General features: G+C 65.0%; 14 protein-coding genes. 7 read left to right on the top strand and 7 right to left on the bottom strand.

The features are described from left to right. Positions 1-87: 87 nt before the first annotated feature. The 5 genes from ACRWQA_RS02710 to ACRWQA_RS02690 all read left to right on the top strand — a co-directional run bounded on the left by ACRWQA_RS02710 (position 88) and on the right by ACRWQA_RS02690 (position 4915). Positions 88-1191 carry a TRAP transporter substrate-binding protein gene (locus ACRWQA_RS02710; RefSeq protein ID WP_434226971.1) on the top strand — a complete coding sequence of 368 codons (1104 nt, stop codon included), beginning with the start codon at positions 88-90 and terminating at the stop codon, positions 1189-1191. Positions 1192-1269: 78 nt separating this feature from the next. Next, positions 1270-1866: a TRAP transporter small permease subunit gene (locus tag ACRWQA_RS02705; protein WP_434226970.1), complete on the top strand. Its 597-nt coding sequence runs from the start codon at positions 1270-1272 to the stop codon at positions 1864-1866. 50 nt (positions 1867-1916) lie between these two features. Further along, complete coding sequence (locus tag ACRWQA_RS02700) at positions 1917-3287, top strand: TRAP transporter large permease (RefSeq protein ID WP_263581300.1); 1371 nt, start codon at positions 1917-1919, stop codon at positions 3285-3287. 24 nt (positions 3288-3311) lie between these two features. Further along, positions 3312-4094 (top strand): 3-hydroxybutyrate dehydrogenase, encoded by a 783-nt coding sequence (locus ACRWQA_RS02695; protein WP_434226969.1) that lies wholly within the window; start codon positions 3312-3314, stop codon positions 4092-4094. 83 nt (positions 4095-4177) lie between these two features. Further along, positions 4178-4915 carry a phosphatase PAP2 family protein gene (locus tag ACRWQA_RS02690; RefSeq protein WP_434226968.1) on the top strand — a complete coding sequence of 246 codons (738 nt, stop codon included), beginning with the start codon at positions 4178-4180 and terminating at the stop codon, positions 4913-4915. Between the two features lie 2 nt (positions 4916-4917). On the opposite strand, the gene ACRWQA_RS02685 is transcribed toward ACRWQA_RS02690, so the two are convergent. The 3 genes from ACRWQA_RS02685 to ACRWQA_RS02675 all read right to left on the bottom strand — a co-directional run bounded on the left by ACRWQA_RS02685 (position 4918) and on the right by ACRWQA_RS02675 (position 6404). Beyond that, positions 4918-5373 carry an META domain-containing protein gene (locus tag ACRWQA_RS02685; protein WP_263581303.1) on the bottom strand — a complete coding sequence of 152 codons (456 nt, stop codon included), beginning with the start codon at positions 5371-5373 and terminating at the stop codon, positions 4918-4920. A gap of 69 nt (positions 5374-5442) precedes the next feature. Then, complete coding sequence (gloA, locus tag ACRWQA_RS02680; RefSeq protein ID WP_263581304.1) at positions 5443-5883, bottom strand: lactoylglutathione lyase; 441 nt, start codon at positions 5881-5883, stop codon at positions 5443-5445. A 26-nt stretch (positions 5884-5909) separates the two neighbouring features. Beyond that, positions 5910-6404: a DUF411 domain-containing protein gene (locus tag ACRWQA_RS02675; RefSeq protein ID WP_434226967.1), complete on the bottom strand. Its 495-nt coding sequence runs from the start codon at positions 6402-6404 to the stop codon at positions 5910-5912. 95 nt (positions 6405-6499) lie between these two features. Here ACRWQA_RS02675 and ACRWQA_RS02670 point away from each other — a divergent pair, with 95 nt between their 5' ends. Continuing rightward, the gene (locus ACRWQA_RS02670) at positions 6500-7036 is read left to right on the top strand and encodes a DNA-3-methyladenine glycosylase I (RefSeq protein ID WP_434226966.1); all 537 of its coding nucleotides are present in this window, start codon (positions 6500-6502) and stop codon (positions 7034-7036) included. A gap of 40 nt (positions 7037-7076) precedes the next feature. Further along, positions 7077-8144, top strand: a complete 1068-nt coding sequence (locus tag ACRWQA_RS02665; protein ID WP_434226965.1) for a metal-dependent hydrolase — start codon at positions 7077-7079, stop codon at positions 8142-8144. 24 nt (positions 8145-8168) lie between these two features. Here ACRWQA_RS02665 and ACRWQA_RS02660 read toward each other — a convergent pair whose 3' ends face one another. The 4 genes from ACRWQA_RS02660 to metE form a co-directional block, all read right to left on the bottom strand. Further along, on the bottom strand, positions 8169-8777 hold the full coding sequence (locus ACRWQA_RS02660) for an FMN-dependent NADH-azoreductase (RefSeq protein ID WP_434226964.1): 609 nt from the start codon (positions 8775-8777) through the stop codon (positions 8169-8171). 129 nt (positions 8778-8906) lie between these two features. After that, positions 8907-9485: a superoxide dismutase gene (locus ACRWQA_RS02655; RefSeq protein WP_434226962.1), complete on the bottom strand. Its 579-nt coding sequence runs from the start codon at positions 9483-9485 to the stop codon at positions 8907-8909. 124 nt (positions 9486-9609) lie between these two features. Next, positions 9610-10338 carry a COG3650 family protein gene (locus ACRWQA_RS02650; RefSeq protein ID WP_434226961.1) on the bottom strand — a complete coding sequence of 243 codons (729 nt, stop codon included), beginning with the start codon at positions 10336-10338 and terminating at the stop codon, positions 9610-9612. Between the two features lie 103 nt (positions 10339-10441). After that, complete coding sequence (metE, locus tag ACRWQA_RS02645) at positions 10442-12739, bottom strand: 5-methyltetrahydropteroyltriglutamate--homocysteine S-methyltransferase (RefSeq protein WP_434226960.1); 2298 nt, start codon at positions 12737-12739, stop codon at positions 10442-10444. Positions 12740-12746: the final 7 nt, after the last annotated feature.

The raw sequence follows: 12746 nt of genomic DNA, 5'->3' as shown, positions 1-12746 counted from the left end.
CCGTCCGATGGCGGGTGCGCCATGGCTCATGCATCGCGACAACGCCATCCAAGGCGTTGCGACGACAACAACGCACAAGGAGCTTCCATGCCATCCTCATCGCCTCTCGCCATCCGCCTTCGTCCGCTCACTCTCGGCGTGGCCGCCGCTGCCCTGTTGGCCGGTGCCACAGGCAACGTCCAGGCCCAGGAGCAGGTACGTTGGCAGGTTCCCATCGCCTTCCCCTCGCACCTGGTCGGCCTGAGCACCCCGGTTCGCTTCCTCAGCGAGTCGCTGGAACAGGCTTCGGGCGGCAACATCAATCTGCGCTACTACGAGCCGGGCGAACTGATCCCACCGTTCGAGATTCTCGATGCCGTTTCCGAAGGCCGCTATGATGCCGGCTTCACCTGGGTCGGCTACGACCAGGGCAGTATCCCGTCGCTGCCGCTGTTCGCCGGCGCGCCGTTCGGCATGGAACCGCCCGCCTACCTGGCGTGGCACTACTTCGGCGGCGGCAAGGAACTGCTCGAGGAGATCTATGCCGAGTATGACGTCCAGCCCCTGCTGTGCAGCATGATCGGTCCCGAGGCCGCCGGCTGGTTCGCCGAGCCGCTGGAGTCCCTCGACCAGATCGACGGCCTGCGCATCCGCTTCGCCGGTATCGGCGGTCGCGTGCTGGAGCGACTGGGTGCCTCGGTCACCATGATTCCGGGCGGTGAGCTCTATCAGGCCATGGAGCGCGGCACCATCGACGCCACCGAATTCTCGGCACCGGCGGTGGACCGCATCCTCGGCATGCAGGAGATCGTGCAGAACTACGTCATGCCGGGCTGGCACCAGACCTTTACTACCGCTCACCTGCTGGTCAACAAGGAGAGCTGGGAGGCGCTGGAGCCGCAGACCCAGGCGATGATCGACATGGGCTGTCGCGCCGCCACTCTCTACGGTTACTCCGAGAGCGAGATCGAGACGCCCAAGGCACTGCGCGACTTCGAAGAAGAGGGCGTGAACGCCCAGGTGCTGTCCGACGAGATTCTCACCGAGTTGCGCCGGGTGACCAACGAGGTGCAGGCCGAGATCGCCGCCGAGGACGAGATGTTCGGTCGCGTCCTCGAAAGTCAGCGCGAGTTCATGAAGCTGCACGGCAACTGGCACGTCAAAGGCCACCTGCCGCGCTCCTACTATGCGCCGGAAAATCTCGATAATTGATACCTAAAGCCGCTCTGAATGCCGGCCGCCATCGCACGGTGGCGGCCGGCATTCGTCTCAACACCTCGGAGTCACTCCATGAGCGTCAATGATTCGGCAGGCTCATCCCAAGGGCCGGAGGGCCACTCCGCGCCAGAACTGCCCACCAATCGCTTAAGCCACCGCCTCGACATGGCCATCCTGCTGTTCGGCCGGGCCATCTCCTGGCTATGGCTGGCCACCATGGCGGTTGTGCTGACCAATGTGGTCAACCGTTTCATCCTTGGTCGCGGCTCGATCGCAGTGGAGGAGCTGTCCTGGCACCTGTTCGGCGCCACCATGATCCTGACCCTGGCCTACGCCGTGGTCAGCGACGACCACGTCCGCGTCGACGTGATTCGCGAGAAGTTCACGCTGCGCACCCAGGCCTGGATCGAGCTTGCCGGCATCGTGCTGCTGGCCCTGCCGATTCTCTACCTGATGGCGGAGGCACTGTTCGAGTACGGCTATCGCGCCTTCCAGCGCGGCGAGCGCTCCCAGGCACCCAGCGGCCTGCCCTATCGCTTCATCATCAAGACCCTGATTCCCGTCGGCCTGACGCTGGTGGCCGTGGCGCTGTTCTCTCGAGCACTGCGCTGCTCCACGCTGCTGTTCGGTTTCCCCCGGCCCATCCGCCAGACCACACCGCGGCAGTAGCCACTGCGCATCCAACCGGCATACGCCACGTTCATCTAGCGAGATCGATTATGGGATTGGAGCAATTTCTCGTGCTGGCGATGTTCGCCAGCTTCATGGGCCTGCTGCTGCTGGGGTTTCCCGTGGCCTGGTCGTTGGCCGGCATCGGCTTCGTCTTCGCCATCATTGGCCACGTGCTGGTGGAATTCCTCGGCGCCGACCTGTGGTTCTCCTGGGGCGGCACCATCGGCGTGCTTGACCGGCGCATCTACGGCATCGTCGCCAACGAGCTGATGGTGGCGCTGCCGCTGTTCATCTTCATGGGCATCATGCTCGACCGCTCCGGCATCGCCGAGCGCCTGGTCACCTCGCTGGTGCGCGTTCTCGGCGGCCTGCGCGGTGGCTATGCCGTCACCGTGGTGATCGTTGGCATACTGCTGGCGGCCTCCACCGGCATCGTCGGTGCTTCGGTGGTGCTGCTCGGCATGCTTTCGCTGGGGCCAATGATGCGCGCCCAGTACAACAAGTCACTGGCGGTAGGCACCGCCTGCTCGGTGGGCACCCTGGGCATCCTGGTGCCGCCGAGCATCATGCTGGTGCTGATGGCCGACCGCATGGGCACCTCCGAGGCGTCGGTCGGCCGTTTGTTCATGGCGGCGCTGATCCCCGGGGTGATGCTGGGCCTGATGTATATTGCCTATATCCTCATTGCCGCCTACCTGAAGAAGGACCTGGCGCCGGCGCCCAAGGACCGCGAACCGCTCGACGCCCGCGCTTTCCTGCAGGTGTTTCTCGCGGTGCTGCCTCCTCTGGGGCTGATTCTCGCCGTACTCGGCTCGATCTTCACCGGCTTCGCCACGACGACCGAGGCCTCGGCCGTGGGCGCCCTGGGCGCCATGCTGCTGGCCATGGCCAACCGTCGCTTCAATCTCACGATCCTGCAGCAGGCGCTGTTCCAGACCAGCCGCACCACCGCCTTCATCTTCGCCATCTTCATTGGCGCCACGGTGTTCGCCGCCGTGCTGCGTGGACTGGGCGGCGACGACGTGGTGCGCCTGGCGCTCACCGGCCTGCCCTTCGGCGAAACAGGTATCGTGCTGACCATCCTGGCGGTGGTGTTCCTGCTCGGCTTCTTCCTCGACTGGGTGGAGATTACGCTGATCATCCTGCCACTGGTGGCGCCGGTAATCATGAGCCTGGGCGTCGACCCGCTGTGGTTCGCGATGCTCTTCGCCATCTGCTTGCAGACCTCGTTCCTGACGCCGCCGGTGGGTTTCGCGCTGTTCTACATCAAGGGGGTCTGCCCGCCCGAGATCACCACACGCGACATCTATCTCGGCGTGGCTCCCTTCGTTGCGCTGCAGTTGCTCGGCCTGCTGCTGGTGTTCTTCTTCTCGCCGCTGGCGACCTGGTTGCCCAACACCATCTACGGCGGCAATTGATCCTTATCTTCGGAGAGACTAGGCATGCAACTGACCGACAAGAGAGCACTGATCACCGGAGCGGCCGGCGGCATCGGCCGCGCCATCGCCGAGCGCTACGCCCGCGAAGGCGCCCGGGTCGCCGTGGCCGACCTCGACCTGGCCGCGGCCGAGGCGACCGTGGAAAAAATTCGCCAAGATGGCGGCCAAGCCCTGGCGCTGGCCATGGACGTCACCGACGAAGCCGCGGTGGAAACCGGCGTGGCGACGATGGTCGAGCGCTGGGGTGGGGTGGATATCGCCATTGCCAATGCCGGTATCCAGCATATCGAGCCGCTGCATACCCTATCCTTTGCCGATTGGCGGCGGGTGATGGCGGTACACCTGGACGGCGCCTTTCTGGTCACCGGGGCTGCCCTGCGCCAGATGTACCGGCAGGAGAGCGGCGGTTGCCTGATCTACATGGGCTCGGTGCACAGCAAGCTCGCCTCCCCACTCAAGGCGCCCTACGTGGCCGCCAAGCACGGCCTGCTGGGCCTGTGCCGCACCGTGGCCAAGGAGGGCGCGGCGCACCGGGTGCGCGCCAACGTGATCTGCCCAGGATTCGTGCGCACGCCGCTGGTGGACCGGCAGATCCCCGAGCAGGCCGAGGCGCTGGGTATCTCCGAGGAAGCGGTGGTGCGCGACGTGATGCTCAAGGATACCGTCGACGGCGAGTTCACCACGCTGGACGACATCGCCGAGGTCGCGCTGCAGCTGGCCGCCTTCCCCACGGCGGCGTTGACCGGCCAGTCGGTGGTGGCCAGTCACGGTTGGTACATGCAGTAGTCACAAAACGTTAAGGAACACTGTTCCGTTACGTTCACTTACGCTAGAATGGGGCATTGCCATTTACTTCGCGCGTGCCCCTCATGTCACACTTCAAACCCTACTTCGCGCCTGGCCGCGTCCTGCTGTTCAACCTGCTCGGTGCCCTGCTGGTCTGGTCCTGGCTCTCGCCCAGCCTGCTGTTCTGGACCGCCTGGGACGATGCCGTCTTCTTCACCACCAACGCCTGGCTCCGCGAGGACAATGCGGCGTGGGTACTGCTCGTGGCGTTTACCAACAATCGCCTGTTCGACGTGGCTAGCCTGCTGGTCCTGCTGGGAATCTTCCTCTGGGCAATGCGGCGCGACGCACCGTGCCAGTACCGCCTGCTGCGCTGGGGCGGTATCGGTCTCACCATGCTGCTGTCGGCGGTGTTCATCGCCCAGGGCGTCAGCATGGCGGTCCCCTATACGCATCCCAGCCCCACGCTGGTCTACGAGAATGTCAACCTGATCACGGAGATGGTCGAATTCTCGACCAAGGACAGCTCCGCCAGCAGCTTCCCGGGGAATCACGGCATCAACCTGATCCTGTTCACCGCCTTCATGTGGCGCTTCGCCGGGCTGCGTGTCGCCCTGGTCAGCGCGCTGTTCGCAGTGCTGCTCAGCGCCCCGCGCATTCTCGGCGGCGCCCACTGGTTCAGCGACGTCTACTTCGCCGCCCTGGCGATCAACCTGATCGTCACGCCCTGGATCCTGTTGACGCCGCTGGGCCCGGTCCTGGCCGGTGCCATCACTGGCTGGCTGGTCAAGGTGCGCAGCGCTCTTCCCCAAGTCGCTTAGGCCTAGTTCGCTCTGCGCCAGCCACCCAGAACGCGCTGATCCGGGCCGAAGAAAACCAGCCGGTCGTGGTCGATGAGGAAACGGTAGGCGTTTTCCATCATCCCGGTGACGCGCCGGGCATCGTCGAGTTGCGGACAGCCCCGGCGGGTGGTGGCCAATTCACTGAATTGAACACGATTGCCCGCGTCGAGTTTTACCCGCCCATTGAGCTCGTTGCAGCCATCGCTGCCCGTCACGCGGCCATCGGGAGAAACCACGAAATGTGGCGTCTCGGGCATGGAGAGCCGTTCGTCGGTGCCCACCAGCAGCAGGTTCCAGCGCTGCCCCACCACCGGGTGGTCGCTGGAGACACGAGGGCCATCATCGCGTGTCGGCTCGGAGGGCTGGCTGCCACACGCCGCCAACAAGGACGCGGTCGCCAACATCAGGCCCAGGCGGGCCACAAGCGTCATCTTCATGGACTTTCTTCTTCTCTCAGGGTGAGTTCTACGCCGTAGGCCAAACGCAGTCGTGGGTCGACACACCCGCTACCAAGAACCGGTGTTTTCCATGGACGCCCAGGGCTCCTTGGCCGGCAGCGGATCCCCCTTCTGCAACAGCTCGACGGAGATACCGTCGGGACTGCGAACGAAGGCCATGTGGCCGTCACGCGGCGGCCGGTTGATCGTCACGCCCGCCGCCTGCAGACGCTCGCACAGCGCATAGATATCCTCGACCCGGTAGGCCAGGTGTCCGAAGTTGCGCCCGCCGGTGTACTCCTCCGGGTCCCAGTTGTAGGTCAGCTCGAGTTCGGGCGCCTTGAGCCGCTCGGAGCGCGATGCATCCTCGGGGGCGGCCAGGAAGACCAGGGTAAAGCGCCCCTTCTCGTTCTCCTTGCGGCGAACCTCCTCGAGCCCCAGCAGGTCGCAGTAGAAACGCAGCGAAGCGTCAAGGTCACTGACGCGCACCATGGTGTGCAGGTACTGCATGAACCCCTCCTTGTGTCGTCTTTACTTCACTCGTGGGTGTATTCGTTGAAGATGGCCGGCGTCCGATCCTCGTGGCGCCAGGTCAGCACGGCATAGTCGTCGTGGCGCCCGGTCTCCATGCCTGGCGACCCATGGGGCATGCCGGGCACGGTCAGCCCCGCCACGTCGGGCTGCTCCTCGAGCAACCGCTTGATGTCGGCAGCCGGCACGTGGCCCTCGATGACGTAGCCCTCGATCAACGCCGTATGGCATGAGGCGAGCTCCGGCGTGACGCCATGCTCGATCTTGACCGAACGCATATCGCGGGTCTTGTGCTGGCGCACCTCGAAGCCTTCTTCCTCGAGATGTTCGGCCCAGGCCGAGCAGCAACCGCAGCTGGGGTCCTGGTACATTTCGACCACAGGCGCGGCCTGGGAGGGCGAGACTGAGGCCACGATGACGTAAGTGGCCAGCAATCCCCCAGCCAGGGAGGAGAGCAGCGCTGGCTTCCGGGCCTTGCGGTTTGCGGGTAGGATCTTCATGTCTGCGGCTCCTGATGCGTTGCGTCACCATGCCGATGGAATCGTGACAAGCCGGCGACGGCTTGCCAATACCTCCCAAGGGAAAGAGAGTGGAAATGGCGCACTACTGCGATCTGGCACCGGGACACCCCTGGCACGGCCCCTACCACGAGAATGAATACGGCTTCCCGGTCGGTGACGAAACGGCGTTGTTCGAGCGTCTCGTGCTGGAGATCAACCAGGCCGGCCTGTCGTGGCTGACGGTGCTGAAGAAGCGCGATACATTTCGCCATGCCTTCGACAATTTCGACGTCGACCGAGTTGCCGCCTTCGGCGACGCCGACCGCGAGCGCCTGCTCGGCGATGCCGGTATCATCCGCAACCGGCTCAAGGTCGAGGCAGTCATTCACAATGCCGGCGTGATCCAGACGCTGCGCGAGGAGCACGGCAGCTTCGCCGGCTGGCTCGACCACCACCACCCACTACCGTTGGCCGACTGGGTCAAGCTGTTCCGTCGCACCTTTCGTTTCACCGGCCCCGAGATCGTCGGCGAGTTTCTCATGAGCACGGGCTACCTGCCTGGCGCCCATCGCGACGACTGTCCCATCCACCAGCGCATTCTCGCCGCTGGACCGGCCTGGTACAACACCTGAGCCGAGCGCCTGGCGCTCATACGAGAAGGAACCCGAGAGAATGGATACGCTGACGCAGGCCGCGCTGGGCGCGGCAGTAGGCGGTGCCGTGCTGGGCCGTCGCCTCGGGCGCAAGGCGGTGCTGATCGGTGCGGCGCTGGGTACCCTGCCCGATCTCGACGTCTTTCTCGACTATGGCGATGCAGTGGCCAACGTCACCGAGCACCGCGGCTTCAGCCACTCGCTGTTCGTGCTGACCGGCCTCGGCACGCTGCTGGCGCTGCTCGTCCGACGCTTCGCCCCGGCTCGCGACATTTCCCTGGGCCGTTGGTGGGTCTACTTCTTGCTGTGCCTGATCACTCATCCGCTGCTCGATGCGCTGACCACCTACGGCACACAGCTATGGTGGCCGCTCGACGTGCGCCCCAGCGCCTGGCCGGTGGTGTTCATCATCGATCCACTCTACACACTGCCGCTATTGGTGGGCATCGGTTTCGCATTGGCCACCGGCAACGGCTATCGTGGTCCCGCCTGGGGCCTGGCACTCTCCTGTGCCTATCTGGCATTCGCCATGACCGCCAAGGGCGTGGTCGAGCATCGTCTCACGCCGCTACTGGCCGAACGCGGGCTCGCTGAAGCGCCCCGGCTGGTACAACCCACACCATTCAATACGCTACTGTGGCGGGTGACGATCATCGACGGCGACCGTCATCATGAAACCCTGCTGGGCCTGCTGGATGGCGGTACGCCGCCAATGGTAGAGACCTTCCGTCGCGGCGCTGACCTCGAGTCGGTCGCCCTGGCGCTGGAGAAGGGCCAGCGGCTGGACTGGTTCGCCGGCCCCTTTCTACGCTATGAAGCGCGTGAACTGGACGGTAGGGAAACCCTGGTAGCGACAGACCTGCGCCTGGGGTTTCCTGGCTTCTTCGCCTTCAGCTACGCCTTGGCGGCACGCGAAGAGAAGGCGTGGCAGCCGCTGGAGGCCACCGCGATGGTGGCTCCAGACTCACGCGCGGATCGGCAGGCCCTCGGTCAGCTAGGGGCGCGTATTCTCGATGCACAGGCCAACCTGTGCACGAGTGGTTTCGTCGCCGAGCACTGGGTCGAAGTCAGGCCCGAGGCCTGCTGAAAGCAGGCGTCCACTTCCACGGCCCTAGAGGCTGGCCACGAGGCCATAGATGGCCTGACGGGCCTCCTTGAGTGCGGCATCGCGCAGCCCTTCGCCCATGGCGAGCCCCTCGGCAAAGATCACCGATACGTCGCTGATGCCGATCATGCCCAGCATCGCCTTGAGGTGCGGTGTCTGGCTGTCGAGCTCGGTGCCGGCATACTGCCCGCCACGGGCGGCCAGGATCACGGCACGCTTGCCCTTCACCAGCCCCTCGGGGCCCTGCTCGGTATAGCGGAAGGTGGTGCCTGCGCGCATCACCCGGTCGAACCAGGCCTTGAGCTGGGACGGAATGCCGAAATTGTACATCGGCACCGCCAGCACCAATACGTCGTGGGCCTGCAACTCCTCGATCAGGCTATCGGAGCGCTCGGCCAGCATTTGTTGCTCGGCGGAGCGTTCGTCAGCTGCGACCTGCCAGCTCGAGAGCTCCTCCAGGCCCAGATGCGGCAGCGATTCGCTCGCCAGGTCGCGGTGAGTGACGGCGACGTCGTTGCGCCCGGCGACACGCTCACGAAGGTGGCCGGCGAGGGCGTTGGACTGGCCATGCTCGCCGAGGATCGAGGAGGTAACGAGAAGAATACGGGTAGCCATGACGATCTCCACTGTAGGGTTCGGTATTGATCGTCATGTTACGTGCATTTTTTCATACTAAAAGCGCAGATTTTCGCGCCTATCGTTCGACAAAAACGAAAATACAGCTCTGCAAACAAGCCCCGCCTATCAGGCGAAGTTCTGAGTGACGAAGTCCCAGTTCAGTACGCTCCATACATTCTCAAGATACTTGGGACGCGCGTTGCGGTAGTCGATGTAGTAGGCGTGCTCCCACACGTCGATGGTCAGCAGCGGGGTCTGGCCGTGGGCTATGGGCGTGTCCGCATTACTGGTGTTGACGATGTCGACGCCACCGTCGGCGGTCTTGATCAGCCAGGTCCAGCCGGCGCCGAAGTTGGCTACGGCGCTGGCGTTGAAGGTTTCCTTGAACTTGGCGAAGGAGCCAAACCTGGCACTGATCGCCTCGGCCAGCGCGCCGGTCGGCTCACCGCCGCCGTTGGGTGCCAGGCAGTGCCAGTAGAAGGTGTGGTTCCACACCTGCGCCGCCTGGTTGAACAGGCCGCCGGAGGAGGACTTGATGATCTCCTCCAGCGACTTGTCGGCGTTGTCGGTACCTTCGATCAGTTCGTTGAGCTTGGTGACGTAGGCCTGGTGGTGCTTGCCGTAATGATACTCGAGGGTCTCGGCGGAGATGTACGGCTCGAGGGCGTTCTTCTCATAGGGCAGTGCAGGCAGTTCGAATGCCATTGTTGTGGCTCCTTGCTATTCACGGTGGTGTGGCGGGGCTCGTCCAAGGCAAATCCGATGGCTCCCGGCTTGCCTTGGTTCTGGCCAGCGCGAGGCGCTGCATCCATCGCATCACGGGGTAGGGCTAAGGGGCGATACCTTGACCACAGCCCCGATATGTTTCTCCATTCATCGTCAGCATGACCCGGGCCGGGAACGGTTCACCGCTCATGTCGTCGAAGCAGGCCTGAGCCTCCAGGCGCAGCTCGAAGGTCCGGTCGGGCTGGCTGCTGGCGAGGATGACCCGGCCATTGGCGTTGTCCATCCCGATGACACGATAAGGCAAGGTCATTTCCCGCGCGCCGTAGTCAAGCACCAGGGTCAGTTCGGGTTTGTCATGAGCCAGATTGACGTTCCAGCCCGGTTCGTTGCCGCGCCCATGGAACATGACGCCGGGCCGCTGCTTGCGAGTCAGCGCCGGGCGCGCCATGGCGGCGCTGCACTCCAGCTGGCCGTTGGCGCTCTCGACCACGGCATCCCCGCCCTTGTTCCAGAAACTCAGGTCGCCCTGCTGGTAGCGCGCGCCGCTGGCCACCACCGCGGGTGTCAAGCGATAGGCGCCGTGTGCCGACCACAGCCGCAGCTCGCGCTCGCCGAAAGCCGTCACCAGGTCCTGCTGCGGCGTGCAGCGCCAGGCCTCGAAGCGCTCGGCACCACCGGGAAAAAACGAAGAAGGCATCAGCGGGGCCGTGCTGGCCACCTTGCCGGTATCAGGACGGGGTCCATCGACGGGCGCGGCGACACAGCCGCCCAACAACAGCGAACCGGCGACGAGCAAGGCCGAGCGAAGAGAGGAAGAAGAACGAAGCGACATGGCGGTTCCTTGAACATTCTGAACCGGCACAGCATAACAGGCACCGGCGCCTCCCGGCCCGGTGCCGTTTCACGCACGACGAACGCAGCGCCTCATGCCGGCCTCAGCCGTGGCGACGACGCAGCTCCCGTGCCGCCTCGACCATGTTGGCCAGCGCCGGCTCCACCTCGGCCCAGCCGCGGGTCTTGAGGCCGCAATCCGGATTGACCCACAGCCGCTCGACAGGGATACGCTCGGCGGCCTTCTCCATCAGTTGGACCATCCACGTTACCTCCGGCACGTTGGGCGAGTGAATGTCGTAGACACCCGGGCCGATCTCGTTGGGATAGGCGAAGTCGTGGAAAGCGTCGAGCAGCTCCATGTTGGAACGCGAAGTCTCGATGGTAATGACATCGGCATCCAGCGCCGCGATGGCTGCGATGATGTCGTTGAACTCCGAGTAGCACATGTGGGTGTGAATCTGGGTGGCGTCGCATGCCACCGAGGCGGTCAGGCGGAAGCACTCCACGGCCCAGTCGAGGTAGCCCTGCCACTCACCCTGGCGCAGCGGCAAGCCCTCGCGCAGCGCCGGCTCATCGATCTGAATGGCCGGTATGCCGGCGGCTTCCAGATCGGCAACTTCGTCGCGCAGTGCCAGGGCGATCTGCCGGCAGGTGACATCGCGCGGCTGATCGTCGCGCACGAAGGACCATTGCAGCATGGTTACCGGCCCTGTGAGCATGCCCTTCATCGGCCGCTCGGTGAGCGACTGGGCATGGCGGCTCCATACTACCGTCATCGACGCCGGCCGGGCCACGTCGCCGACGATGATGGGCGGCTTGACGCAGCGCGAGCCGTAGCTCTGTACCCAGCCATTGCGGGTGAATACGTAGCCATCGAGCTGTTCGCCGAAGTACTCCACCATGTCGTTGCGCTCGGCCTCGCCGTGCACCAGCATGTCGATCCCCAGTTCTTCCTGACGGCGTACGGCATCGCCGATCTCGTCGCGCATCTTCGCCTCGTAGGCGTCACGCCCCAGCTCACCGTTCTTGTGGGCGCGGCGGGCGGCGCGGATCTCCCCGGTCTGAGGAAAGGAGCCAATGGTGGTGGTGGGGAATAGCGGCAGATCCAGGGCGCGGCGCTGAGCTCGGGCCCTGACCGGGTAGGGGTTGTCGCGAGAACGCTCGGCGTCACCGATGTTGGCCAAGCGCTGGGCGACTTCCGGCCGGTGCAGCCGCGGCGAGGCTCGTCGGGCATCCAGCGCGGCCGTGGCGGCGGTGACCCAGGCGCGCTCTGCGGCGCTGGCACGGTTGCCCAGCAGCCGGGCCAGGGTCACCGTCTCGTCGAGCTTCTGGCGCGCAAAAGCCAGCCAGCTCTTGAGTTCCTCGTCGAGTTCGCTCTCACTGGCGAGATCCACCGGCACGTGCAGCAACGAGCAGGAGGGTGCGAGCCACAGCCGCTCGCCGAGGCGCATGCGGGCATTGGCCAGGCGCTCATGCAGGGCGGCCAAGTCGGCCCGCCAGACGTTGCGCCCGTCGATAGCCCCGACCGAGAGCACCTTGTAGCCGGGCAGGTTGTCGAGCACCGGTGTCAGCTGTTCGGGCGCGCGCACCGCATCGATGTGCAGGCCATCCACCGGCAGGCCCACCGCCAGTTGCAGGTTGTCCCCCAGGCCACCGAAATAGGTCGCCACCATCAGTTTGAGCGGCGCCGAACGCAAGGCGTTGTAGGCGAATTCGAAGGCGTTGCGCCACTCCACCGGCAGATCCTGCACCAGTGCCGGCTCGTCGAGCTGGACCCACTCCACGCCCTGCTCGGCCAGCCGTGCAAGAATTTCACCGTAGACGGGCAGCAGCGCCTCGAGCAGGCTCAGGCGATCGAAGCCAGCCTCACACCCCTTGCCCAGCCACAGCCAGGTCAGCGGCCCGGTCAGCGCCACCTTGGCCGGATGTCCCGCCGCGCGTGCCTCGGCCACCTCATCGAATAGCCGCGTGGCGGCCAGCTTGAACTGCTGCCCCTCGTGCAGCTCCGGGACCAGGTAGTGGTAGTTGGTATCGAAGTACTTGGTCATCTCACAGGCCGCGGCCGGTGCCCCATGGGGGGCACGCCCGCGAGCCATGCGGAACTGGGTGTCGAGACCGACCTCTCCACGGGCGACCTCCTCCTCGGCCGCGAAACGCGCCGGCACGGCGCCCAGCATCGTAGTGACGTTGAGCACCTGATCGTAGAAAGCGAAATCGCCCACAGTGACATAGTCCAGGCCGGCGTCGCGCTGCGCCTGCCAGTGACGCGCCCGCAGCTCGCGGCCAGCGGCCTCGAGGCCGGCACGGTCGAGCTCGCCACGCCAGTAGGCTTCGACGGCACGCTTGAGTTCGCGGTCGGCTCCGATTCGCGGATAGCCAAGTACATGAGCTAATGTCATGATAAGT

It is taken from the genome of Billgrantia sp. C5P2 (assembly GCF_051062895.2).
The sequence above is the reverse complement of the archived record's forward strand: the minus strand, read 5'-3'. Positions and strand labels throughout refer to the sequence as shown.